19 protein-coding genes and 2 tRNA genes are annotated in these 24,587 nt (G+C 62.3%); 13 read left to right on the forward strand and 8 right to left on the reverse strand.

Going from position 1 to position 24,587, the window contains the following annotated elements; genetic code table 11:
* Positions 1 to 32: 32 nt before the first annotated feature.
* Complete coding sequence (gene hemA / locus AB9K34_RS22660) at positions 33 to 1,256, reverse strand: 5-aminolevulinate synthase (RefSeq protein WP_369957116.1); 1,224 nt, start codon at positions 1,254 to 1,256, stop codon at positions 33 to 35.
* A 600-nt stretch (positions 1,257 to 1,856) separates the two neighbouring features.
* On the opposite strand from hemA, the gene AB9K34_RS22665 reads away from it, so the two are divergent.
* The 3 genes from AB9K34_RS22665 (at position 1,857) to AB9K34_RS22675 (ending at position 4,957) form a co-directional block, all read left to right on the forward strand.
* Complete coding sequence (locus AB9K34_RS22665; protein ID WP_369956931.1) at positions 1,857 to 3,239, forward strand: M20/M25/M40 family metallo-hydrolase; 1,383 nt, start codon at positions 1,857 to 1,859, stop codon at positions 3,237 to 3,239.
* Positions 3,240 to 3,241: 2 nt separating this feature from the next.
* On the forward strand, positions 3,242 to 4,111 hold the full coding sequence (locus tag AB9K34_RS22670; RefSeq protein WP_369957117.1) for an alpha/beta fold hydrolase: 870 nt from the start codon (positions 3,242 to 3,244) through the stop codon (positions 4,109 to 4,111).
* Between the two features lie 93 nt (positions 4,112 to 4,204).
* Entirely contained in the window at positions 4,205 to 4,957 is a 753-nt protein-coding gene (locus tag AB9K34_RS22675) for an META domain-containing protein (RefSeq protein WP_369956932.1), read from the forward strand.
* A 5-nt stretch (positions 4,958 to 4,962) separates the two neighbouring features.
* Here AB9K34_RS22675 and AB9K34_RS22680 read toward each other — a convergent pair whose 3' ends face one another.
* Positions 4,963 to 5,835 carry a glycosyltransferase family 2 protein gene (locus AB9K34_RS22680; RefSeq protein WP_369956933.1) on the reverse strand — a complete coding sequence of 291 codons (873 nt, stop codon included), beginning with the start codon at positions 5,833 to 5,835 and terminating at the stop codon, positions 4,963 to 4,965.
* Positions 5,836 to 5,977: 142 nt separating this feature from the next.
* Here AB9K34_RS22680 and AB9K34_RS22685 point away from each other — a divergent pair, with 142 nt between their 5' ends.
* The gene (locus AB9K34_RS22685) at positions 5,978 to 6,694 is read left to right on the forward strand and encodes a hypothetical protein (protein ID WP_369956934.1); all 717 of its coding nucleotides are present in this window, start codon (positions 5,978 to 5,980) and stop codon (positions 6,692 to 6,694) included.
* Here AB9K34_RS22685 and AB9K34_RS22690 read toward each other — a convergent pair.
* From AB9K34_RS22690 to AB9K34_RS22700, 3 genes are all read right to left on the reverse strand, one after another.
* Entirely contained in the window at positions 6,679 to 7,572 is an 894-nt protein-coding gene (locus AB9K34_RS22690) for a class I SAM-dependent methyltransferase (protein ID WP_369956935.1), read from the reverse strand. The genes AB9K34_RS22685 and AB9K34_RS22690 overlap by 16 nt on opposite strands.
* A 97-nt stretch (positions 7,573 to 7,669) precedes the next feature.
* Positions 7,670 to 7,746, reverse strand: a tRNA-Asp gene (locus tag AB9K34_RS22695).
* 153 nt (positions 7,747 to 7,899) lie between these two features.
* A tRNA-Asp gene (locus tag AB9K34_RS22700) sits at positions 7,900 to 7,976 on the reverse strand.
* Positions 7,977 to 8,139: 163 nt separating this feature from the next.
* On the opposite strand from AB9K34_RS22700, the gene AB9K34_RS22705 reads away from it, so the two are divergent.
* Positions 8,140 to 9,015, forward strand: a complete 876-nt coding sequence (locus tag AB9K34_RS22705) for a YcaO-like family protein (RefSeq protein WP_369956936.1) — start codon at positions 8,140 to 8,142, stop codon at positions 9,013 to 9,015.
* A 4-nt stretch (positions 9,016 to 9,019) separates the two neighbouring features.
* A complete protein-coding gene (locus AB9K34_RS22710; RefSeq protein ID WP_369956937.1) occupies positions 9,020 to 10,966 on the forward strand; it encodes a BTAD domain-containing putative transcriptional regulator in 1,947 nt (648 codons plus the stop codon).
* Here AB9K34_RS22710 and AB9K34_RS22715 read toward each other — a convergent pair.
* Entirely contained in the window at positions 10,930 to 11,478 is a 549-nt protein-coding gene (locus AB9K34_RS22715) for a hypothetical protein (RefSeq protein ID WP_369956938.1), read from the reverse strand. The two genes, AB9K34_RS22710 and AB9K34_RS22715, sit on opposite strands and share 37 nt — an antisense overlap.
* A gap of 223 nt (positions 11,479 to 11,701) precedes the next feature.
* Between AB9K34_RS22715 and AB9K34_RS22720 the strand changes: the two genes are divergently transcribed.
* Positions 11,702 to 15,184 (forward strand): S8 family serine peptidase, encoded by a 3,483-nt coding sequence (locus tag AB9K34_RS22720; RefSeq protein WP_369956939.1) that lies wholly within the window; start codon positions 11,702 to 11,704, stop codon positions 15,182 to 15,184.
* A 48-nt stretch (positions 15,185 to 15,232) separates the two neighbouring features.
* Here AB9K34_RS22720 and aroB read toward each other — a convergent pair whose 3' ends face one another.
* Both aroB and AB9K34_RS22730 read right to left on the reverse strand, forming a co-directional pair.
* A complete protein-coding gene (aroB, locus tag AB9K34_RS22725) occupies positions 15,233 to 16,366 on the reverse strand; it encodes a 3-dehydroquinate synthase (protein WP_369956940.1) in 1,134 nt (377 codons plus the stop codon).
* A 2-nt stretch (positions 16,367 to 16,368) separates the two neighbouring features.
* Entirely contained in the window at positions 16,369 to 16,959 is a 591-nt protein-coding gene (locus AB9K34_RS22730; RefSeq protein ID WP_369956942.1) for a shikimate kinase, read from the reverse strand.
* Positions 16,960 to 17,038: 79 nt separating this feature from the next.
* Between AB9K34_RS22730 and AB9K34_RS22735 the strand changes: the two genes are divergently transcribed.
* The 6 genes from AB9K34_RS22735 to AB9K34_RS22760 all read left to right on the forward strand — a co-directional run bounded on the left by AB9K34_RS22735 (position 17,039) and on the right by AB9K34_RS22760 (position 24,344).
* Entirely contained in the window at positions 17,039 to 17,188 is a 150-nt protein-coding gene (locus tag AB9K34_RS22735; RefSeq protein ID WP_369956943.1) for a hypothetical protein, read from the forward strand.
* Positions 17,178 to 18,683, forward strand: a complete 1,506-nt coding sequence (locus tag AB9K34_RS22740; RefSeq protein WP_369956944.1) for a hypothetical protein — start codon at positions 17,178 to 17,180, stop codon at positions 18,681 to 18,683. The genes AB9K34_RS22735 and AB9K34_RS22740 overlap by 11 nt, the downstream gene beginning before the upstream one ends.
* 2 nt (positions 18,684 to 18,685) lie before the next feature.
* Positions 18,686 to 19,648: a site-specific tyrosine recombinase XerD gene (locus AB9K34_RS22745; RefSeq protein WP_369956946.1), complete on the forward strand. Its 963-nt coding sequence runs from the start codon at positions 18,686 to 18,688 to the stop codon at positions 19,646 to 19,648.
* Between the two features lie 70 nt (positions 19,649 to 19,718).
* A complete protein-coding gene (locus AB9K34_RS22750; protein WP_369956947.1) occupies positions 19,719 to 21,026 on the forward strand; it encodes an HlyC/CorC family transporter in 1,308 nt (435 codons plus the stop codon).
* A gap of 254 nt (positions 21,027 to 21,280) precedes the next feature.
* Positions 21,281 to 23,689 carry an FAD-dependent oxidoreductase gene (locus tag AB9K34_RS22755; protein ID WP_369956949.1) on the forward strand — a complete coding sequence of 803 codons (2,409 nt, stop codon included), beginning with the start codon at positions 21,281 to 21,283 and terminating at the stop codon, positions 23,687 to 23,689.
* 34 nt (positions 23,690 to 23,723) lie between these two features.
* A complete protein-coding gene (locus AB9K34_RS22760; protein WP_369956950.1) occupies positions 23,724 to 24,344 on the forward strand; it encodes an NTP transferase domain-containing protein in 621 nt (206 codons plus the stop codon).
* Positions 24,345 to 24,587: the final 243 nt, after the last annotated feature.

Genomic DNA, 24,587 nt, shown 5'->3' on the forward strand with positions numbered 1-24,587 from the left:
ACAGCGCAAGCAATTTGCACACAGGCTTGGTTTCAGGCGGACAGTTCGGCGCGATTCAGCGCACAATGCGACCAGAGAGCGTCCATTGCCGCGACAAGGCGGTCCATTTCCCTTGGCCCGTGCACCGGCGACGGCGTAAAGCGAAGCCGTTCGGTTCCGCGCGGAACCGTCGGAAAGTTGATCGGCTGCACGTAGATGCCATAATCCTGAAGCAACATGTCGCTCAGCTTTTTCGTATGGACCGGGTTGCCGACAATGACCGGCACGATATGGCTGCCGTGATCGATGATGGGCAGGCCCATCGCCTTGAGCCGGGTCTTCAGTATGCGTGCCTGGGTCTGATGCGCTTCGCGCAAATCCCGCGCCTTTTTCAGATGGGCCACCGACGCCGCTGCACCGGCCGCCACAGCTGGCGGCAAGGAAGTCGTGAAGATGAAGCCCGGCGCATAAGAGCGGATGGCGTCACACATTTTGTAGCTGGCCGCGATGTAACCACCCATGACGCCATAGGCCTTGGCCAGCGTGCCGTTGATAATGTCCAGACGGTGCATCAGCCGGTCGCGTTCGGCCACCCCGGCCCCGCGCGGACCATACATGCCCACAGCATGCACTTCGTCGATATAGGTCAGGGCGTTGAACTCGTCGGCAAGGTCGCAAATCGCCTCGATCGGGCCAAAATCGCCATCCATCGAGTAGATGGATTCAAAAGCGATCAGCTTGGGCGCGGCCGGATCGTCGGCTTCCAGCAGTTCGCGCAGATGCGCGACGTCATTGTGGCGGAAAATGCGCTTGGCACCGCCGTTGCGGCGCACCCCTTCGATCATCGACGCATGATTTAATTCGTCGGAATAGATGATCAGGCCGGGAAACAGCTTGGGCAGCGTGCTCAGCGTGGCGTCATTGGCAATATAGGCGCTGGTGAACAGAAGCGCGCTTTCCTTGCCGTGCAAATCCGCCAGCTCGGCCTCCAGACGCTTGTGATAGACGGTCGTGCCCGAGATGTTGCGCGTTCCTCCGGACCCTGCTCCGGCCACGTCGATCGCGGATTTCATCGCGTCCAGAACCACCGGATTCTGCCCCATGCCGAGATAGTCGTTGCCGCACCAGACACTGATATCCGCCTCTGTTCCATCCGGACGGGTCCACACGGCCTGCGGAAAATGCCCCTTGCGGCGTTCGATGTCGATGAACGTGCGATAGCGGCCTTCTTCGTGCAGTCGCGCGATCGCGGTGTCGAGTTTTGCGGTATAGTCCACCCGCTCCTCCATATCTTGTCCTGCCGTTAACGGCGACAGTTTCGGCATACGGCAGCACCGCATTTTCGTTCTGGAATGATTATAGTTTGTCCGGTTCATGATCAACTCTTAACGGCGGGCGTCATGTCGCAGCCCTGATCTGGATCAACCGGCCCGATTTTTAATGTCATGGTCCGGAATACCCGACTTGTTCGAAACGCGCGAAACGGTGATGCTCGGCTCGTAGGTTAAAGTAACAATTTCAAACTCTTGATTTGCAGTTCGGTAACTTGTTCCACGGTTTGATATTGCGAAGTTCAGTAAACAGTTCAGCGTTTTGCCTTCCCCGTCGGCGTCGTGTTCTTGTGATGTGTTGGTAGTGTTAAGCGGTAACGCAATCCCTCCTTTGGTGGGTAGGAGACGAGGAAAAGGCGGCAATCGGCATCCGTTATTCTGGCGGTGCCGGTTGCCGCCGATTGTTCAGAGCGTTTCGGGTTGCCGACAGACAGGCAGGCCCGTGGGCTCAACCCCATGACGACAGCGGACGCTGCCGCACTGACGGCTGGACACCCGATACCGCGCTGATACGGTCGTCGCGACTCGTATCAACCGGAGCCGCACATGTCCCTCACCGACGTTCTGACCCGTATCGACACCGATCTATCGGCGGCCACCGACCGCCTGATGGAGCTGCTGCGCATTCCGTCGATCTCGACCGATCCGGCCTATGACGCCGATTGCGACCGCGCCGCGGATTGGCTGGTCGCCGACCTCAACAGTCTCGGGATCGCAACCGAGAAACGGAAAACACCCGGCCATCCGATGGTTGTCGGCCATCTGGATGGCGAGGGGCCGCATCTGCTGTTTTATGGCCATTACGATGTCCAGCCGGTCGATCCGCTCGACCTGTGGTCGCATGATCCTTTTGACCCCGATATTCATGACACGCCGGCGGGCAAGGTGATCCGCGGGCGGGGCAGTTCCGATGACAAGGGACAGTTGATGACCTTTGTCGAAGCCTGTCGCGCGTGGAAAGCGGTGCACGGCACCCTGCCCTGCAAGTTGACGTTCTTTCTCGAAGGCGAAGAGGAAAGCGGTTCGCCCAGCCTTGTGCCTTTCATGCGGGCGCATGCCGAAGAACTGAAGGCCGATATCGCGCTGATCTGCGATACCTCGATGGTCTCGCCCGGTGTGCCGTCGATCGCCGGGCAACTGCGCGGCATGCTCAAGGATGAATTCACCATCCACGGCCCCAGCCGGGACCTGCATTCTGGTCACTATGGCGGGCCCGGCCTCAATCCGCTGCGGGAAATCTCGCGCATCATCGCATCGTTTCACGATCCGGAAACCGGAGCGGTGGCGGTCGAGGGGTTTTACGACGGCGTGCCCGAGGTTTCGGATGACATGCTGCGTCAGTGGCAAAACTGCGGCTTTGACGAAGCGGCCTATCTGGGCGCGGTCGGTTACAACCAGGCTCATGGGGAAAAGGCCTATTCGACACTGGAGCAGCAATGGTCGCGTCCGACGCTGGAGATCAACGGCCTGTGGGGCGGATACCAGGGCGCGGGCACCAAGACGGTGATCCCGGCCGAGGCGCATTGCAAGCTGACGTGCCGACTTGTCGGCGACATGGATCCGGATCGCCTGCGCGAGCGGATCCGCGCCCATGTCGAGGCGCGACTGTCCCCCGATGCACGGGTCACGTGGGACGGCAACCTTGACGGCTCGCCCGCCTCGGTGATGAATACCGACCGCCCGGAATTCGAAGCCGCCCGGCAGGCGCTTTCGGACGAGTGGGAGCGCGAGGCGGTCATCGTCGGCATGGGCGGCTCGATCCCGATTGCCGGGTTCTTCAAGGAAATTCTGGGCCTCGATTCGATGCTGGTCGGCTATGCCAACGAAGATGACGCCATCCATTCGCCGAACGAGAAATACGACCTCAAGAGCTTTCACAAGGGCATCCGGAGCTGGGCGCGCATTCTTGATGCCCTGACGCGCCGGTGAGCGTGCTCCCCGGATTTACCGATGCCCGTGCCGAGGTGAACGGGCAAACCATCGCCTATTCCCGTGCGGGCGACGGTCCGCCGGTGCTGCTACTGCATGGGTTTCCGCAGACGCGGGCCATGTGGCATGCCATTGCGCCGGCTCTTGCCGAGCGGTTTACCGTGATCGCCGCAGACCTGCGCGGCTATGGCGAGAGCAGCAAGCCCGGCTCGGTTCAGGATTACAGCTTTCGCAACATGGCCGCCGATCAGAGGGCCCTGATGGTGTCGCTGGGTTTCGAGCGCTTTCACCTCATTGGCCATGACCGGGGTGCCCGTACCGCACATCGCCTGGCGCTGGACTGGGAAAAGGCCGTGCGCAGCCTGACCCTGATGGATATCGTTCCGACGCATTTCCTGCTCGAAAACCTGGGCAGGGAAGTGGCATCGGCCTATTATCACTGGTTCTTTCTTGCCCAGCCATCCCCCTTTCCCGAAACCATGATCGCGCAGGACACCGACTGGTATTTCGAAAGCTGTCTCACGTCCTGGGGAGCCGCCGAGCTGGACGACTTCGACCCAGAGGCGCTTTATGCCTACCGGCAAAGCTGGCGCTGGCCTGACACCATCGCCGCCATGTGCAATGATTATCGCGCGGCGATCCAGCTTGATTTTGCCCATGACGCGGCCGATCTCGGGCGGCGTGTGCCATGCCCGGCACTTGTGCTCTATGGCGCTGACGGGGTCATGGCGCGGGAATACGATGTCCCTGCCAGTTGGGCCGTAAGACTGGCGGACATGCGCGCGCGTGCGATGCCCGGCGGACATTTCTTTCCCGAACTCCACGGGGACGAGACCACCGAAATCCTTGTGGATTTCCTGAGCGAACACTGACCCGGCGTCACTTTGCCGGCCCCTTGCAGCCGTATCGCGCCACCCCATCTTGGATGCGCAGCCCATGCACGGTTGAACGAAAGGACCAATATCATGCGACCCATTTCAACGGTCTTGTCCACAGCGCTTGCGATTCTCGTGGCGCTCTCGGTGCCCGCACGGGCGGGGGATGCAGAGATGTTCAGCGTGACAGGCCAGATCGGATATCGTGAGCGCATCGCGTTGCTGCCGGGGAGCGTGGCAACCGTCACTCTCAGCGATGTGTCCCGCCAGGATATCGCCGCGCCGGTGATTGCAGAGACCGAATTCGCGATTCGCGGCGTGCCCACAACGTTCGAACTCACGGCGACACAAGACAGCCTGCAGCCGGGGCACCGTTATGCCCTGCGCGCGACCATCCGGGACAAGAACGGCAGCCTGCGCTGGACCACGGACACCGCGCACATGGTCGATCCGGCCCGGACGCACACCGACCTTGGCCTCGTGACGCTGACCAAGGTTGCCGCGGCGCAGCCGGTGCTCGCCGGAGGTGAATGGCTGGTCGAGGATATCAACGGGCGGGGCGTCATAGATTTCCTGCAAACCACGCTGACTTTTGACGATGCGGGCCAGATCTCGGGCAACGCGGGATGCAACCGATACAGTGGCAGATACGAACTGCGCGGGAACACGCTGAAACTTGGGCCGCTCGCGGTTACGCGCAAGGCCTGTCCTCCGGCCGTCACCAGTCAGGAACAGGCGTTCCTTGACGCCATAGCGACGCCGCTGGATGTCGAATTCGACGAAACCGGTGCGCTGATCCTGACGAGCGAGGACGGCAAGACTCTCAAGGCGCGCCTCAAGTAAATCGGTCAAACCAGACCGCTGAACCGCTCGGGCAACAGGTACTGTGTATCGAAATCCGGGCGGTCAAATTGCCAATAGCCGGTTTCGCCGCGCTTCTTCCAGGTCCGGTGCATTCGCTTGCGCAGCGGCCCCATCCTGAACTCGTCCTGCATCCTGAGCGTGGAAAAGGCCTCGAATACCGCCCGATCATCGCCCCGCGCCTCGGCGAACCAGTGGCGACCGATGGCGGCATCCCTGATCGCGGCGCCGGTCTCTGCGCTGACGGCATTGCGCCGATCCATCGCTTCGGAATACGCGTTGAAATCGCAGTATTTCAGATGCAGCAGATACAGGTGATCCGGCGTATGCAGCTGGTCATACTGGGTAAAATGCCCGCCGCGCGCGATCTTGGTTCCCACCGACACCACGCAGGGTTTCGAATAGTGCGGCGCGGGCCGCACATGGCGGCGGGGGCCAAGGATGCGCTCACCGATCCCGTCATGCTCCTGGTCAATCCGGTGGATTACCTCAAGCCCGAGCGGCGTCAGCACGCGGTTGGGCGGGACCCCGGCCAGGAACCCCGGCAGGTCGGTTCCCGCCTCCGGATCCAGCACCACCAGCTCGTCCACATCCCCAACGATCACGTGATCATAATAGCAGCGCAGCCCCATCACGAAATTGTTCAACATCCGCCAACGCTTCATGTCAAAGTTCTTGTGCGGATCGCCCGGTATGCCGATCACGTTGCAGCCAGCGGCCAGTTCGGCAACCATCGCGCCGCGTCCGTGGTTGACGACATAGCAGTTTTCACGCCCCAGCAGCCCCCCGTAATGGCGCAACCACGCCCTGAGGAAAAAGGCGTCATCGCGCACCATCGTCAGCGCCGCCGCTGTCTGCATCCTTGCATTCCTGCCCGTTATCCCATTTTCGCTTAGTCTTAGCGGCAATACGGGTATAAGAGAATTTCTAATTTGCATTCATCCGCATACGTGACCAGAGGACCGCGCCCAGCTCCCTTCCAATTTTGTCAGAACCGGCGTCATGGTGCGACGCGGCAGCGCCGCGCCAACCCGTTTCCAGGTGCTCGGCGAACGCTCCTCGGGGACCAATCTCGTCAAACGTCTGTTTGGCCGGAACTCCCCGATGATGCCGACCGAGACGCTTGGCTGGGAGCACGGGTTCGCGCAGGTCATGGCCATCCCTGCCGATCTCGCGGTGATCTGCGTGGTGCGCAATGCCGCCGACTGGGCGTTGTCGATGCACGCCAAGCCGTGGCACACGGTGCCCGCAGTGCAACAGCTGCCCTTTCCCGAGTTCATCCGCGCGCCGTGGCAGACCATCATCGACCGCCCCCGGTATTTTGCCGGCGCGACTGAACTTGTCGGTCAACCTCTCATGCAGGACCGACACCCGATCAGCGGCGCGGTCTTTGACAATCTCTTCGAACTGCGGCGTGCCAAGGTTGCGTCGTTGCTCGGCTATCTCAACCGCGACTGTACCTGCGTGATCCTGCGCCTGGAAGAGGTTCAGAAGGACCCCGAAAGCCGCATCGCAGAAACGCTGTTGGCGCTTGGCCTGCCCCCCCGAAAAGAGGCATTTCGCCCCGTCACGAAACGACTTGGATCAAGGTTCAAACCCGCCGTTCCAAGGCGCCCGAGCACGCCGGCCCGCCTTGCTCCGACCGATCTGGAGCATCTGCGCGCGCATATCGACACCGGGATCGAGGCGGAACTGGGCTATCGCTATGACGGGTCCTGACAGGGTTGCTGTCGCATCTCTGCCGGGCGTAACCGGCGCAGCACCCCGACACGCCCCTGATGCGCAACCTGCGCAAAGCCGAAGCGGCGCGCCTTGTTGAACACTGCGTGCACCTCCTGCCAATTTGCCTTGTCGACGTCATCAAGAAAAATCATCGCGCCGGGACGAACGATTTTCGCAATCACCGCAAGTTCGCGCCGCAGGTAGGACGCCGTGTGATTTCCGTCGATCAGCACGAAATCGAACTTGCATCCCAGACGCTCGAGATTGCCCAGCCCCTCGGACGCGCTTTGCCCGTGATAACTGGCAAAGGCCGTCGCGCTGCCGCTGGCGTTCTTGACGTCGTATATCGGGCTCGGTTCGAGACTGAAGGCTGTCACCGGGATCCAGTTGCCCTCGAACCCGTAGCGATTCATCAGCCCCACAACCAGATCCTGCGGTGAATCGACACCCCGATGTGGCACGTTCGGATCAATGCTCAGCACGACCGCGCCGGAATCCAGACGGCACGCTGCATCGCACAGATGCGCGAGCGATATTCCGACAAAATTCCCGATATGCAGCCCCCGCAGCCCGTGATTAAGGCGCGGTTTGGGAAGGCGCGAGGCGATGAATTCCAATGCCTCGCGCGGCATGCTGCCTTCGCGAATGTCCCGCGCGCTGCCCCGCCGCGTCGCAAAGGCGAATCGCATCGCGTCATCATAGTCATAGGAACGGTGTTCAAAGGCACTGCGCCGCTTTTTCCAGCGATCCGCCGCGTAGAGCCGACTGTTGCCCCAGACCATCGGCCACGTCCCCTGATCCGGGATCTTGCCGGTCAACAGCGAAACGACCCGTGCGCCGGTGATCTTGACCCATGCAGAGGCTGAACGGGACATTTCGATTCTTCCAAATTGCAATAATCAAGATATTCCGGGTTTACGTTGCGTAAATCAACCCGGCTGTCGGCAAAGCGCGTGCAGATCATGATGGGAATGGCGCGGTTGACGGGGCTCGAACCCGCGACCTCCGGCGTGACAGGCCGGCACTCTAACCAGCTGAGCTACAACCGCGCAGTAGCGGCGAGATAGGCCAAGCGCCTGACGAGGTCAAGCGCTTAAGTCGCAGCTTTCGCCACTCGGGACACTCCGCCCAAACACCGGCCCAAAAAGGAAAAGGCCCGCAGATGCGAGCCCGTTTCCGTACATTCGGTCGAAACGCAGCAGTGGCGCGGTTGACGGGGCTCGAACCCGCGACCTCCGGCGTGACAGGCCGGCACTCTAACCAACTGAGCTACAACCGCCCGCTGCGTTTGGCGGTAATATGGTGCCGACCCTGCCCCGTCAAGCGGCGTTTTCGCAGATTTTTCGATTTCCGCCATGTTTCCCACGCTCGTCCGTTCTGGCCACCGGTGCAGTGTCAGCGCAGTGAATTGACTATCCGATGCGGCAATGCTCCGATCAGGCATGTTCACTGGCCCCCTGCCCGATGTTCCTGCGCTGTTCGTGCATGGCTCCGTTTCCGCCCGAAACGGCACACGGATCAGCGCAACGGGCATCGGAGACAGCGCCGCGCAGGCCAGACTGCGCCACGACGCGGAGCGCGCGGAACGAATGGCAATCGCAGGTGCGCGGCACGGGACACCTCCCGCCGACCCCCGGTCGGGTCCGCGGCTGCAGGGGATCGCCGCCGGTCGCGACCCGGTTCAGGCAATTCAACAGCGTGCGCTTCTGGAACTGATCGAAAGATACGCCTGTCTGTCGTGGTGGAACGGGACGCTCGCCGCGAACGCTCCCGCGCGCGAGACCCTCGACGCCTTTGACGCCGCCCGACAGCGATGGCCACGAAACGTGCCGCGCCGGACCGGGTTGCTGCAACCTGACCTGCCCGGTCTGCCGCCGACCTGCATCGCGTGGTCCTGTGAGTCCCCGGGGCTGTCGCTCTGCTTTGGAACCGCCTGTCGCATGGACGGTCCGACGGCGGCCGTCGCTGCGCTGCGGGAACTCTACCAGATGGAATTCGGCCTGTCCGTCATCCGCCACCGGCAGGCAAACGGCCTTGTCCTCACTGCGCCGGAGCGGGCCATCCTCGATCGCGCACAAAGCCTGTCGGTATCGTCGCTTCTCGCCCATCTGCGCCCAGCCGGACAGGCCGCGAACCGTTTCGCCGGCAACCTGCGCTCCGCCCTTGCCGATGCCGGCATCCCGGTTGCGTCAGAGCAGTTGGACCAGACCATGGACGGGCATCGCGTCGTGATCGTCACCGCGTATCAACCCACAGCTGTTTCGTCCGTCGGGAAAGGGTGCGAGACTGCGATGCGCTGGAATCTCTACGGAGCCTGAGGCCATGTCCGCCGCCAAACTGCACATTCATCTTTTCGGCCGGTTTCGGGTCACGCGCGACGCCCGCGAGATCCCGATAAGATCCGCCTCGGCACGCGCGATCCTGGCCTATCTGGCGACCAGTCCGGATCATGCAGCAGAGCGTGGCCGTCTGGCCGCAACCATATGGGAAGCCTCCGAAGATGCGCGGGCGCGACAGAACCTGCGGCAGGCGCTGCACGCTCTCCCCCGACAGAATGCCGCGTTTGCAGGTCTCATCCGTGCCGACCGCAACACCGTTGCCATACGTCCGGATGCAATCGAAACCGATATCTGCCTCGTGTTGCGGGACATCGAAGCCGGGCGCGTTCGCGAAGACCTGCTTCAGGGCACGCTCAGGCCAGACCACTTGTTGGCCGCCGAACCGGCGCGTGGGGAAATTTTCGAGAGCTGGTTGCGGCTGCTGCGCCAGGACGTGGCAAACCGCCTGCGCGAAAAACTGTCTGCCCTGCTCGATCAACCGGATCGGACGACATCCCGCCACGCCGCCGACGCCCTGCTGGTGCTTGATCCGGCAGACGAAAATGCGGTTCGCTTTCTGATCCGCCACTATCATGCGAATGGTCAGACGGCACAGGCGCTGCGCAGCTACGAAGCCCTCTGGACCTATCTGGAAGAGCAATTCGATGCCGAACCCTGCGGCGAGACGATCGACCTGATCACCCGGATCAAGGCGCAGGGGGCGCATGCGGTCACCGCTTCCGGGGTGCCCGCAGCGCCGCAGCACCATCTGCGCATCGGGCTAACCCCTGTCTCGGCAAGCGGATCGGCCTATGCAACCGGCGTCGGCAGCCTCTTTCGCGCCGAACTTCTGGCGACGTTGCTGCGGTTCCGGGCTTTCGAAATCGTCGACCTCGGCATCGCGAATACTCCGGTGGATTATACGCTGGACGTGTCCATCGGCGGCGATGAGCGGGCATTGCTCCTGCTGGCGATGCTCAAACGGCGGGACGGGACGGTGCTGTGGAGCGACCGTTGGAGCGAACTCGCGGACCACTGGTTGCAGACCCAGGCGGCGATCGTCAGCCGGCTGGCCTCGTCCCTGTCGATCTACGTGTCGCTGAGCCGCATACAGGACTTGCAAAACACCCGGTTCGGGGCCAGCGCGTTCGATGACTGGCTGATCGGCAATCAGCGTCTGGACGAATTTCGTTTCGACAGCCCGGCGGCGGCGGCGCGCTGTTTCGAGCGCGTGATCGAAAAGGCACCCGATGCCTCGATGGGCTACAGCAGCCTCGCGCGCCTGCTGAATTCGATGCACCTGATGCAGCCCTGCATGTTTCGACGTCCCGAGACCCACCGCGAGAGCAAACAACTGGCCAGCAAGGCGGTCGCGCTCGACCCGCTGGATGCCCGCGCGCACCTGCACCGGGCCTGGGCGTGCTGCATGCTCGGGGAATACGACCAGGCGTCGGCGGGATATGCGATGGCACGGCAATGCAATCCGAATGATCCCTGGACAATGCTGTCCTCGGGGCTGGGCGCGGCATTTTCCGACGAGTTGCCCCTGGCCGCCGAACTCAGCCGAAGAGTGCTGCGCGAAGGCTGGACCACCGCTCCTTTTCAATGGGGGTTCCACATGCCGATCCGCTTTCTTGACGGCGACTACGAGGGGTGCGTCACCGCCGCCGAGAATGCCGGCAACGCCATTCTCAACGTCCCGGCCTGGAAGGCCGCCGCGCTCTGGCATCTTGGCAGGCACGACGACGCCCGCGCCGCGTGGCGGGCCTTTGAAACCCTATCACAGGCGAATTCGGGCGGCGCGGCAAGGCTCGACAGGGTGGCGATCTGCGCCTGGTACCTGTCCTGCTTCCCTGTGCGCAGCGCGACGCAGCGCCGCAAGATGGCGGAAGGGGCCGCAGGCGCAGCCGGGCTTCAGCTGCATTGCGTACAGCAATACCCCGCAAGGTAGGGCCGCAAAAACTCGTCCAGCGGGTTTTCGCCCGACAGCTGGACCATGTACCCTGCGGGATCGCCGTCTCGTGTCTCGGTGATCTGCACATGGGCTGCCCAATCCGGGTCGCCCGCGTCCCACGGAACATCCGCATAAACCATCGGCAGGCTGACGGTCGGCCACAATCCCTGTTGCACGGCATTCTGCTGGAACGCGATGGCCTCGGGTTCGGGCAATAGGATCGAGAACCTGTCGGGACGGCGCAGCAACAGCTCGATCTCGGCGATATTCTCGCGCAGGATATAATCTTCATCGGTCAGCCGGTCCGCCTCCGGCAGCGCCTCCAGCGTTTTCTGAAACACGCCACGGGAAAAGACGATCAGCCGCCCGTCCAGTTCCGTGCGCGCACCGGCGGGATGGCTGTCGGGGTTGACGCTCCACTCTTCGATCAGCCTGCCCATTACCCGAAGTGCCTTGCGGGTTTTCAGCTCGATCGGGTTGTCGCCGAATATGGTGTAACGCGGTGCCATATCAAAATCTCCTAAACCGGGAATGTCCTTCAATGCAGGATAACCCGACTATACGCCAAACCTTCGCCTTGGATAGACATGCCGCAGCCGCAGGTTGCGTGGATTGACGCAACATTGACGGTCCAACCTACGGACGCGCGCTAAGCGTGTGTCAGCCGCGACCCTGCCGATTTGCAGAGATATGCCGCGGCGAGAGCACAACATTTAAAGATTGGAAAACGTCATGGCCTTTATTCCCAACGATCCCCGCTTTGCGAACCAGTGGCATCTGCTGAACTCCGACCCGAACGAATATGACCTTAACGTCGTCGACGTCTGGGACGATTACGACGGTTCGGGGATAGAAGTTGTCGCCATCGACACGGGATTCGACTTCAACCATCTGGATTTCGACAACTACCGCACTGATCTCGACTGGGACTTTGAGGGCGTCGACGACGGCAACGCCGCACCGGACAACAACGGAGACAACCACGGAACGCCCGTGCTCGGTCTGATTGGCGCTGCGCAGGACGGCGAAGGATCGGTAGGGATCGCCTTCGGCGCGGACATCATCGGTTACAAGACCGACTGGAGCCGCGACGAGATCGCTGCGGGTATCGAACGCGCCACCGACATGAACCATGACATCGTCAACATGAGCTATTGGAACGGCTCCGGCATGTTCCGGACGACCGAGCAGGCATTGGGGCTGGTCGATGCCATCGCAGACGCCGCGCAGGACGGGCGCGAAGGCCGTGGCCTGATAATGGTCAAATCCGCCGGCAACGGTCGTGGAACGGCAAACGCGACCGACCGGGCGGAATCGACGATCGAGTCGGTCAACAACATGCGCGAGACGATCGTGGTCAGCGGTGTCCGCGATGACGGTGGGGTCCATGCCAGTTCCAGCCCGGGCGCGAATGTCCTTGTCTCGGCCTTTTACGGTGGCGTTCAGACCACGGACCGGACAGGAAACGCGGGATACAGCAACGGTGACTATGTAAACTTCAACGGCACGTCGGCCGCCGCGCCCGAGATTGCCGGGGTGGTTGCCCTGATGCTTGATGCCAACCCGAACCTTGGCTGGCGCGACGTGCAGGAAATTCTGTCCTACTCCGCGCGTCACGTCGGCAGCGACGTGGGCGCTGCGGCAACCGGCAACGAACAGAGCACACAGATCAACGGCGCAAGCTGGCGCTGGAACGATGCCGACAACTGGAACGGCGGCGGACTGCACTTTTCCAACGATTACGGCTTTGGCCTTGTCGATGCCAAAGCCGCCGTGCGGCTTGCCGAAACCTGGACCAGAACATCGACCAACGCCAACGATGTGTCGACCTTCGAGGACGGGCTGAATGGCAATGTCACGATCGCGAATGGATCGAACTCCGGAGGATCGAACTTCTTCTTTATCAACGAAGCCACCGATATCCGCATCGAACATGTGTCGCTTGAGGTCGGGATCGTTTCCGCCGCAGACCTTGCCGATCTCGAAATCTACCTGGTTTCTCCGCAAGGCACGCGTATTCAGTTGATCGCCGATACCGGAGACACGCAGAACTACAGTGGCAGGTGGAGTTTCGGCGCGACCGGTTTTCGCGGCGAAACCAGCGCAGGCGTCTGGCGCGTAGAGGTGCGCGATGACGACAATGCGATCACGTCGCCCATCGTCATCAACGATCTGGACCTGCGCACTTTCGGCTCGGCCATCACCGATGACGATCTGTTCATCTTTACCAACGAGTTCTCCGACTACGCCGACGTTGCAGGCCACAGCACCGATTTTGCCGGTGGTGCGGGGTCGGATACGATCAATGTCTCGGCTGTCGACGCCGCCTCGATCATCAACCTGCAAATCGGCCAAGGCGTGATCGACGGTGTCGCCGTCACCATGTCGAGCATACAGGATGTCTATGGCGGCGATTATCAGGACATCATATTTGACGGTGCCGGTGCCAATAACATTCATGGCGGGCGCGGCAATGACATCCTGCGCGACACCACTGCTGGCGGCAATGACCGCTATTACGGTGGCCGGGGTGACGACACGGTTCAGGTCTATTCCGCGATCGGCGGCGACGCCTTCTACGGCGGCACGGGTCGCGACACCATCAATTGGACACAAAGCGGAGAAACCTCGGCCACGTTCGATCTGGCCGCGAACGAAGCGCGTGACGCCAACGGCAACACCGAAATCATGCACAGTTTCGCCAATATCATCGGAACCGCCCGTGGCGATACGATCATAGAAAGCAGCGCGACCAATGACATCGACGGCTATCGCGGCAACGATACGGTCATCGTCACAACCTCGATCTTCGCCGATGCCTTTCACGGGGGATTGGGTCGGGACACCATCGACTGGTCCGCGGTCAATGAAACCGGTGCGACCTTTGACCTTGCGGCCGGGCTGGCGACCGATTCGGCGGGCAATACCGAAGAGATGGACGGATTCGAGAACATCATCGGCACCGAGAATGCGGACATCATCATCGAGAACGGCGCGGTCAACGACATCGACGCGCGCGGCGGTAACGACCGGGTCGTTGTCACCACGCGCATCGGCAGCGACATCTTCCGTGGCGGCTTTGGCACCGACACCATCGACTGGTCCGGGTCGGCGCAGGCGAACGGTATCTACAATTTCGTGATCGGCCGGGCCATCGCCGGGGCGAGCCAGGAAATCATGGAGGGGTTCGAGAACTTCATCGGCACCGATCAGGCGGATACCGTCATCGAAGGCAACGGCGCGAATGTGATCCACACTGGCAGCGGCGATGACACGGTCGAGGTCACCACCGTGATCGGCGTCGACAGCTTTAACGGCGGCTTCGGAAACGACACCATCGACTGGTCGGCGTCTGCGCAGGTGAACGGTGTCTACGACATCACCGGCGGCACCGCCACGGCGGGCGCGCAATCCGAAGTGATGTTCGGGTTCGAGAATTTCATCGGCACCAACCAGCGCGACATCATCATCGAAGGGTCAGGCACAAACGTCATCGACGCGGGTGCCGGAAACGATACGGTCAGGGTCGGCACGGGCGTCGGACTCGATTCCTTTGACGGTGGCACCGGGGTGGATCTCATCGACTGGAGCGATGTCGACCAGCGTGGCATTGCTTTTGATCTCGGCGCCGGAACAGCACGCCTGCCCACTATCTTCAATCTTGGTTCAGGACCGGCGGCCGCTCCGAGAATGCCAACTGAAACGATGGTCAATTTCGAAAACCTCTATGGCACCGAATACGGTGACGCCATTCGAGGCTCGGCCGAGGGCAACATCCTGCGCGGCATGGGCGGCAATGACGACATGCGCGGCCTTCAGGGCAACGACCTGATGGCGGGTGGCGCCGGCAATGACAACATGCGCGGCAACGGTGGTGCCGACACGCTGGACGGCGGCGACGGCAACGACACACTGCGTGGCGGTGGCGGCGCGGACACGCTTCTGGACGGCGATGGCCGCGACAACCTGATCGGTCAGGGCGGTGCCGATACCTTCAGCCTGATTGTGGATGCCTTCGTCGATCGCGTCCGGGATTTCGCCATGGGCTCCGATCTCATCCAGCTGACCGGGTTCGACTTCGATGACCTGAACATCGTCGACATGGCCTCGGGTCATGTGCGCATCCGTTACGGCAGCGACAGCGTGATCGTGCATGATACTGACGACACGCTGCTGGCCGCCGACTTCAGCAGCGACGATTTCCTGTTCGTCTGATCCGCAACAAACAGACGACGGCCCGAATCCTGACCGGTTCGGGCCTGTTCACGTGCCGGCGCAACGTTCGTGGCGCCGGGCAAGCGCATCGGACAGCACCGACAGCACCACGTCTTTCCCGACATCCGCCGTCACGAAGGCATCTCCGATGTCGCGGGCAAGGATGAACCGCAATGTGCCATCAACGACCTTCTTGTCCTGCCCCATGAGGTCCAGCAATTGCTCTGCCGGGGGCAATTCGCCCTCGATATCCGCGAGATCGGTTTTCATGCCCATCTCGCGCAGATGGGCCCGCACGCGGCTCGGGCATTCCTGGCTGCACAGACCCATGCGGGCCGAAAGTTCAAAGGCCAGCGCACAGCCGATCGCGACCCCTTCACCATGCAGCAGGCGTTGCGAATAGCCGGTTGCGGCTTCGAGCGCGTGGCAGAAGGTATGCCCGAGGTTCAACAGCGCGCGATCCCCCTGCTCGGTTTCGTCCCGCGCGACGATATCCGCCTTCATCTGCACCGAATGCCGCACCGCTTCGACCCGCGCCGCCATGTCACCGGCGGCCAGTTTCGGTCCATGCTCTTCGAGCCATGCGAAAAACGCCGCATCGCCCAGAAGACCGTATTTCACCACCTCGCCATAACCGGCGAGAAAATCCCGCGCGGTCAGGGAGCCGAGCAGCGCGGTATCCGCCAGAACATGGGTCGGCTGGTGGAACGCCCCGATCAGGTTCTTGCCCTGCGGCGCGTTGATCCCGGTCTTGCCTCCGACAGAACTGTCCACCTGCGCAAGCAGACTGGTGGGGATCTGCACGAAACGCACGCCGCGCCGCAGCACGGCTGCCGCGAAGCCCGCAAGGTCCCCGATCACGCCCCCGCCAAAGGCCACGACCACATCCCTGCGCTCAACCTTTTGTTCAAGCAGCCATTCGACGGTTCGGCTGAATTGCGGCCATCCCTTGGTCGCTTCACCGGGCGGCAGGGCCAGCGCCACCATCTCGATACCTTCTGCCGCCAATCCGGTGCGCAGGGTTTCCAGATGCAGGCCCGCCACGGTTTCGTCGCTCACCACCGCGACCCTCGGGCGGTGCAGGAACCGCGCGATGCGCGCGCCCGCCTGATCGATCAGACCGGGGCCGATCTCGACATCATAGGACCGTTCGCCGAGGGCGACATGGACGCTCTGGACCATCACTATTCCACTTCAAGCACATCGGGGCGCGTCGCCAGCACGGCCACCACGCGATCAACCATCTGTTCGATCGAGGCATGCCCGTCGGAGATTACCGACAGGTCCGCCCCGGAATATATCGGCACGCGCCGGTTGAAAATCTCTTCCAGGGTGGCGCGTGGATCGGCGGTGCGCAGCAGTGGCCGCGTGTTCTTGTGTTTCACCCGGTTCCACAGCACCGGCAAATCGGCATTCAGCCACAGCGACACGCCGCGTGCGGAAATCATCTCGCGGTTTCTCTGCGCCAGAAACGCGCCGCCGCCGGTTGACAGGACACAGCGTTCGCCGTCCAGCAATCGCGAGATCACCTGACTTTCCTTGTCGCGAAAGAAGGCCTCTCCATCGCGCTCGAATATCTCGGGCACGGTCCGGTTCGCAGCCTTTTCGATTTCCACATCGCTGTCCAGAAAAGGCGCGCGCAGCCGCGCCGCCAGTGCCCGGCCCACGGCCGTCTTGCCCGCCCCCATCATGCCCACCATGACCACGGTCTTTTTCAACCGTCCCGCATGCGGTACCCTCCGCGGTTCCGACATGATTTGCTCATTTTTGCTCATTCTTCAGTGAATGACGTGATCTTGCGGAAAAGGCCATATATAACTTGGGCAAAAGACTGAAACAGGATCGTGCAGCCAAATGCGTAGATTGCTTAAATTGTTGTTGTATCTCGTCTTCTTGGCTTTCATTGCCGTAGTTGCCTATGCCTATGTCGGCCCGTGGTTCGGCTATGATTTCTCGCAGCCGCAAACCGAGATACGCAAACCGGTAGAGCTGGATGTGGACTAGAACGGCACTGGCGCTGGCTCTTGTTCCCGCATCGCTTGGCGCGCAGGAACCCCTTTCGGTGATCGAATGGCTGGGCGCGCATCCCCCGGGCGAGTCGGTTCCCGTCCATATGGAGCCGCCGGTGGCGGAAAGTGCCGACCTGCCGGATATCGAGGTCAGCGTTCTCGGGGCGGCGGCCACGCCGGTCGGACTGGTGCCGCACGGGGTCACCGGCCTGCCGCTCGACCTCTGGGCCGGGAGCGACGTCAACGATCTTGCCCGGCTGATCGCGGATGTCCCGGTATCGCGCAGCCCGGCCATGCAGACATTGCTCTATACCCTGCTTCTGGGGGATTCCCTGCCGCCCGAGGGCAAGGCCGATGCCCAGATGCTCCTGCTGGCGCGAATCGACCGGTTGCTGACCCTCGGCGCGACCGACCCGGCGCAGGCGCTCGCGAAACAGGTGGGTCCGACACAAAGTGCCGCGCTGTTTCAACGCTGGTTCGATGCGACGCTGCTGACCGGGGACGAAGACATGGGATGTGCCGAACTGGCCAAGGCCCCTCACCTGGCGCCGGGCTATGCCACGCGCGTCTTCTGTGACGCGCGCCAGGGTGACTGGCAGACCGCCGCGCTGACGCTGGAAACGGCACATGCGCTGCAACTCCTGCCGCAGGACAAGCTTGATCTGCTCGACCGTTTTCTCAGCCCGGATGTCTTTGAAGGCGCACCGACACTGCCCCCCCCGAGCGATCCCGATCCGCTGACGTTCCGGCTTTTCGAAACCATCGGTGAGCGGCTGCCGACAGCGTCGCTTCCCCGTGCCTTTGCCACTGCCGACCTGCGCGACATCGCAGGCTGGAAGGCGCAGATCGAGGCCGCCGAGCGCCTCACACGGATCGGGGCATTGGCACCGAACCATCTGCTCGGGCTCTACACGGCGCAGCGCCCGTCCGCCTCGGGAAGCCTCTGGGACCGGGTCAGTGATTTGCAGGCTTTGGACCGGGCCGTAAAGGCAGGTGATGCCGACGCGATCACCCGCACCCTGCCCCGCGCCTGGAACTCCATGCGCGACGCCAATCTCGCCGTGCCTTTTGCCCAGCTTTTTGGCGACGATCTGGCAAAAGTCACACCAGGCGATCCCGACACGCGCGACCTGGTATGGCGCATCCGGCTGCTGTCAGCCGCCTACAAGGTCGCCGGGGCTGCAATGCCCCGCGACACCGCCGAGAACCGGTTTCTGGCGGCACTGGCGAGCGGTGACGTGACCGCCGTGGCGCCGCCCGATGACACCGCCGCCGCGATTGCCGACGCCTTTGCCTCTGGCGCCGAACCAACCGCACCGGGCCCGGTGTCGTTCGGCGAGTCGCTCCTTGTGGCGATCAAGGATTTCGACAATGGCATCGATGGCAATTTCACCAGCCTGACCAAGTCTCTCGCAACCCTGCGCGCGCTGGGGCTCGAGGAAACCGCACGTCAGGCATCGCTGCAACTGATGCTGCTCGGAGATCCCTGATCATGCCCGGTCCGGATGACGCTACAGAGTGGATTTCCAGCTTTCTGGAGGCGCAGGCGGCGGAACTCGGCGCGGCGACCAACACCCTGCTGGCCTATGGGCGCGATCTCAAGGACGTATCGGCCTGGCTTGCACGACGCAAACGTGACTTTGGCACCCTGACCCGCGAAGAGATCGAAGCGTATCTCGTGGATTGCGACGCGCAGGGCCTGTCGAAATCCACCCGCGCGCGACGTCTGTCGGCGATCCGGCAACTCTATCGTTTCGCCTTTGAGGAAGGCTGGCGCAGCGACAACCCCGCAATCCAGATCAGGGGGCCGGGCCGCGACAAGCGGCTGCCAAAGACACTGGATGTCATCGAGGTCGATCGCCTGCTCGCGGCGGCGCGCGAGACCGGGCGCGGCGCGGTCGACCGGTTGCGCAATACCTGCCTGATGGAACTGCTCTATGCCACCGGGATGCGGGTCAGCGAACTGGTCGCCCTGCCGGTCAGCGCGGCGCGTGGCGATCCGCGCATGCTGCTGATCCTCGGCAAGGGGGGCAAGGAACGTATGGTGCCCCTGTCCCCGCCCGCCCGCGTCGCGCTGGCCGCGTGGCTGAAGGAGCGCGACAGAGCCGAAGAGCGCCGAGTCGCAAAAGGAGCGACGCCGTCCCGCTTTCTGTTCCCGTCGCGCGGCAAGTCCGGACACCTGACCCGGCATCGTTTCTATCTTCTGATCAAGGAATTGGCGGTTGCCGGTGGCGTGTCGCCCGCCAAGGTGACCCCGCACACGCTGCGCCATGCCTTTGCCACGCATCTGCTTGCCAACGGCGCGGACCTGCGTTCGATCCAGACGCTGTTGGGGCATGCGGATGTCGCCACCACCGAGATTTACACCCATGTCCTGGATGAACGGCTTGCCGAACTGGTTATGGAGCACCACCCGCTGGCGCGCGGCGGCAAAGCGACCGATCCGGAAGGCTGAATCGTCCCCCTTGATCCGTCACGCCGCTGACCCCATAACCGCACGAGCATAACGGATACCGGATCACCCAATGGAAACGAGCGCTTCTTTCACTGATATCTCTTTCTGGATAACCAGCGCGGCGATCCTGTTCCTTCTTGTTCTTTCCGCGTTCTTTTCCGGCTCGGAAACCGCGCTGACCGCAGCCTCGCGCGGCAAGCTGCGCAGCCAGGCGGACAAGGGCTCGCACGGGGCGGAAAAGGCGCTGGAACTGACCGATGACAGCGAACGGCTGATCGGGTCGGTGCTGCTTGGCAACAACCTCGTGAACATCCTCGCGACCTCGCTGGCCACCGCGTTGTTCACCCGGGCCTTCGGAGAATCCGGCGTCGCGATGGCGACGCTGGTGATGACCATACTAGTGCTGGTCTTTGCCGAGGTTCTGCCCAAGACCTATGCCATCATCAACGCGGAAAAGGCCGCCGCCGCCGTCGCCCCGCTCATCAGCATCGTGGTGACCATTTTCGCGCCCTTCGTCAGTGCGGTGCGGTTTCTCGTGCGCGGCGTTCTGCGGATCTTTGGCGTGGAGGTCGATCCGGACAGTCATATTCTCGCGGTCCGCGAAGAGATTGTCGGCGCGTTGCAGCTTGGCCATTCGGAAGGCGTGGTTGAAAAGGAGGACCGTGACCGCATCCTCGGCGCGCTTGATCTCGGGGATCGTGCGGTCGAGGAAATCATGCTGCACCGTTCTGGGATCGAGATGATCGATGCCTCCAGCGCGCCGGAAGAGATCCTGCAACAATGTCTGGACAGCCCGCATACGCGATTGCCGGTATTTCGCGATGAGCCGGAAAACATCATCGGCGTGGTTCACGCCAAGGACCTCTTGCGCTCGATGTACAAGCTGGTCAGCAACGCAACCGGCGACGCACAGCCCTTGCAGCGTTTCCGGATCACCGACGTTGCAACACCGCCCTATTTCATTCCGGAAACGACAACCCTGGACGACCAGATGCGGCAATTCCTGCGCATGCGCACGCATTTTGCGCTGGTGGTGGATGAATATGGCAGCCTGCAGGGTCTGATCACGCTCGAAGATATTCTGGAAGAAATCGTCGGCGAGATCACCGACGAATTCGATCCGGATGCGGAACTGCCGGTGACCCGGACCGAGGACGGTCAGTATATCATCGACGGCGCCATGACGATCCGAGACCTGAACCGGACCACCGACTGGGGCCTGCCCGATGACGAGGCCAATACCATCGCAGGGCTGGTCATCCACGAGGCGCAAACGATCCCGGTCACCGGCCAGGTGTTTTCCTTCCACGGGTTCCGCTTTGAAGTGATCGCGCGTGACGGCAACCGGATCACCGGCCTGAAAATCCGCCCGCTCTAGCCGCAACGACACCAAGGGACAGGGGGCGCTGCCCCCTCCGGCGGAAATCGGGGATTTCCGCCGTTCACCCCCCGAGTATTTTCACAAAGATGTAACTGCGCAGTCGCGGGACCGGATTTTCTGCGCGGGCGCGTGACCCGGTGAGGATAGCGGCGCGGTCTGAATAACCAAAACGTCACATCGTGTCGCGTTCAGACCAGCCAAACCCGGCAAACCCGCGAAACTTCCGGATCATACCGAACCGGAGGTCCGTCATGAAAACCACTGCGCGCGTTGTTGTCATCGGAGGCGGCGTCGTCGGCTGTTCCGTGCTGTATCACCTGACCAGGCTGGGATGGTCGGATGTCATGCTGATCGAGCGCAGCGATCTGACCAGCGGGTCGACCTGGCACGCGGCGGGCGGGTTTCACACGTTGAATGGCGATACCAACATGGCGGCCCTGCAAGGGTACACGATCCGGCTCTACAGGGAACTGGAAGAGATCACAGGCATGTCCTGCGGGTTGCACCATGTGGGCGGGATCACCCTTGCGGATAATCAGGACCGGTTCGACATGCTGTTGGCAGAACGCGCCAAGCACCGGTTCATGGGTCTGGACACCGAGATCGTCGGCCCCGAAGAGATCGCCAGGATCGCGCCGATCACCAATCTCGATGGCATCGTCGGGGCGCTCTATGATCCGCTTGACGGTCATCTGGACCCGTCGGGCACGACCCATGCCTATGCCAAGGCGGCGCGCATGGGCGGCGCCACGATCGAGACCCATTGCATGGTGCGGGAAACCAACCAGCGCCCCGACGGAACCTGGGATATCGTGACCGACGCGGGCACCGTTCACGCCGAACATATCGTCAATGCCGGTGGCTTGTGGGCGCGCGAGGTCGGCGCCATGGCGGGTATCTACCTACCGCTGCACCCGATGGAGCACCAGTATATCGTGACCGACGACATCCCGGAGATTTACCAGCGCGATCACGAGCACCCGCATGTCATGGACCCGGCGGGAGAGTCCTATTTGCGGCAGGAAGGGCGCGGATTGTGCATCGGCTTTTACGAGCAGACCTGCCGTCCATGGGCCGTGGATGGCACGCCATGGAGTTTCGGGCATGAATTGTTGCCCGACGATTTCGACAAGATCGGAGACAGCATCGAATTTGCCTACAAGCGCTTTCCCGTTCTCGCCTCGGCGGGCGTCAAGTCGGTCATTCATGGACCATTCACCTTTGCGCCCGACGGCAACCCACTCGTCGGTCCGGTGCCGGGGCTGCGCAACTACTGGTCGGCCTGCGGTGTCATGGCGGGGTTCAGCCAGGGCGGCGGCGTCGGTCTGACACTGGCGCAATGGATGATCGAGGGCGAACCGGAACGCGACGTGTTCGCGATGGATGTTGCACGCTTTGGCGGCTGGACAAGCCCCGGTTATACGCTGCCCAAGGTGATCGAGAACTATCAGAAGCGTTTCAGCGTCTCCTACCCGAACGAGGAGCTGCCCGCAGCGCGCCCGAACAGAACCACGCCGATGTATGACATTTTCAGCGAGATGGGCGCGGTATGGGGACAGCAATACGGACTCGAAGTCGCCAATTATTTCGCCCAGGATGACGAACCCGCCTATGAAACGCCGTCTTTCCGTCGCTCGGATGCTTTTGCCACAATCGGGCGCGAGGTGCGCGGAGTGCGTCACGGTGTCGGCATCAACGAGGTGCAGAATTTCGGCAAGTACCGCATCACCGGATCGCGGGCGCGCGACTGGCTCGATCACATGATGGCAGGGCGCGTCCCCGAACCGGGGCGGGTCAGCCTGTCGCCGATGCTGTCGCCCAAGGGGCGGCTGATCGGGGATTTCACGATCTCCTGCCTGTCGGATACGGACTTCCAGCTTACCGCGTCCTATGGCAGCCAGGCGTTTCATCTCCGCTGGTTCCAGCGACATCAGCAAGATGGCGTAACCGTCGAGAATATCAGCGACAATCGCACTGGGTTTCAGATCGCCGGGCCAAACTCCCGCGAGGTTCTGGCCGCCTGCACCAGGGCGGATATTGAAACTTTGCGCTTTCTGGATGTGCGTCGCATGACCATCGGCATGACCGATTGCATCGTGCAACGGCTGAGCTATACTGGCGATCTCGGTTACGAGATCTATTGCGACCAAATGGCCCAACGTCAGCTTTGGACCACCCTGTGGCAGGCGGGACAGGCACACGGAATGATCCCGTTTGGTATGCGTGCCATGATGTCGCTGCGGCTGGACCGGTTCTTTGGCAGCTGGTTGTCAGAGTTTTCACCGGACTACACTGCGGCGGAGACCGGGCTCGACCGTTTTATCTCGTTTGGCAAAGCGGCCGATTTCATCGGGCGCGCCGCAGCCGAGGCCGAACGTGCAAAGGGCACCTCCCGCAAGCTGGTGGCATTCGAGGTCGCAGCGGAAGATGCGGATGTGCATGGCTACGAACCGATCTGGTTGGATGAGACCGTTCAGGGCTACTGCACCTCGGGTGGCTATTCGCACCATGCGGAGAAATCCATTGCCCTGGGTTTCCTGCCGACCGAACATATTGCAAAAGGACGCACCGTCGAGATCGAGATACTCGGTCAGATGCGGCCCGCGACCGTGATAACCGAGGCGCTGTTCGATCCGGATGGGGCCCGCCTGCGCGGGTGATTGCACAGACGGTCGCCGGGGTTAGAATGACGGCATGAACATCCCTGTCACAGACATGCCGATCCTGCTGCTTGCTGCCGGGCAATCCTCGCGGATGCGCGGGGCCGACAAGCTGTTGCAATTTGTGGATGGCAAGCCGCTGATCCGCAGGCAGGCCGACGTCGCGCGAGCCGTGACCCGCGGACCAGTTATCGTCGCCCTGCCCCCGGCACCTCACCCGCGTTACGATGCCCTGATCGGCGCGAAGGTCGAGAGCGTGCCGGTTGCCGACGCCGCCGAGGGTATAAACGCATCGTTGCGCGCCGGGTTCGCGGCGATGCCGGCGGGGGTCGATGCGGCGATGCTCCTGCTCTGCGATCTGCCCGATCTGACACCGGATGATCTTGCACAGGTCGCGACGGCGCATGATCCGGACAGCGACACCCTGATCTTGCGCGGAACGACGCAGGACGGACGGCCCGGGCATCCGATCGTGTTTTCGGCAAGGCTGTTCGAGCGCTTCAAGAATCTGACAGGTGATGGCGGCGGGCGTGAGGTGGTGAAAGCCGCGGGCACCCGTGTCGTCCATGTCCCCCTGCCCGGAAACCGCGCCCGGCTGGATCTCGATACGCCCGAAGACTGGGCCGACTGGCGCGCGAAACGTGGCACGACCTAGCCGTTGACGTGCAGAGCCACGCGCAGTCAGGAAACCAGCGGATTGGGGTTGGGCGGATCGGCCCCAAGCTGTTTGCTGAATGGAGCATTCAGGCAGTCCGGACGGCGGGACATATCCTGTTCCCAAGATATCGGGGCATGATCAACGACACGCCGCCCGGACAACTTGCACCTCTTCCCACTCACAAACGACCAACCGAACCCGCCCCCGTGGGTTCGACAAACCAAGGGAACTCGTACGCAA

The sequence above is a fragment of the Sedimentitalea sp. XS_ASV28 genome (assembly GCF_041224545.1).
GTDB lineage: Bacteria > Pseudomonadota > Alphaproteobacteria > Rhodobacterales > Rhodobacteraceae > Sedimentitalea.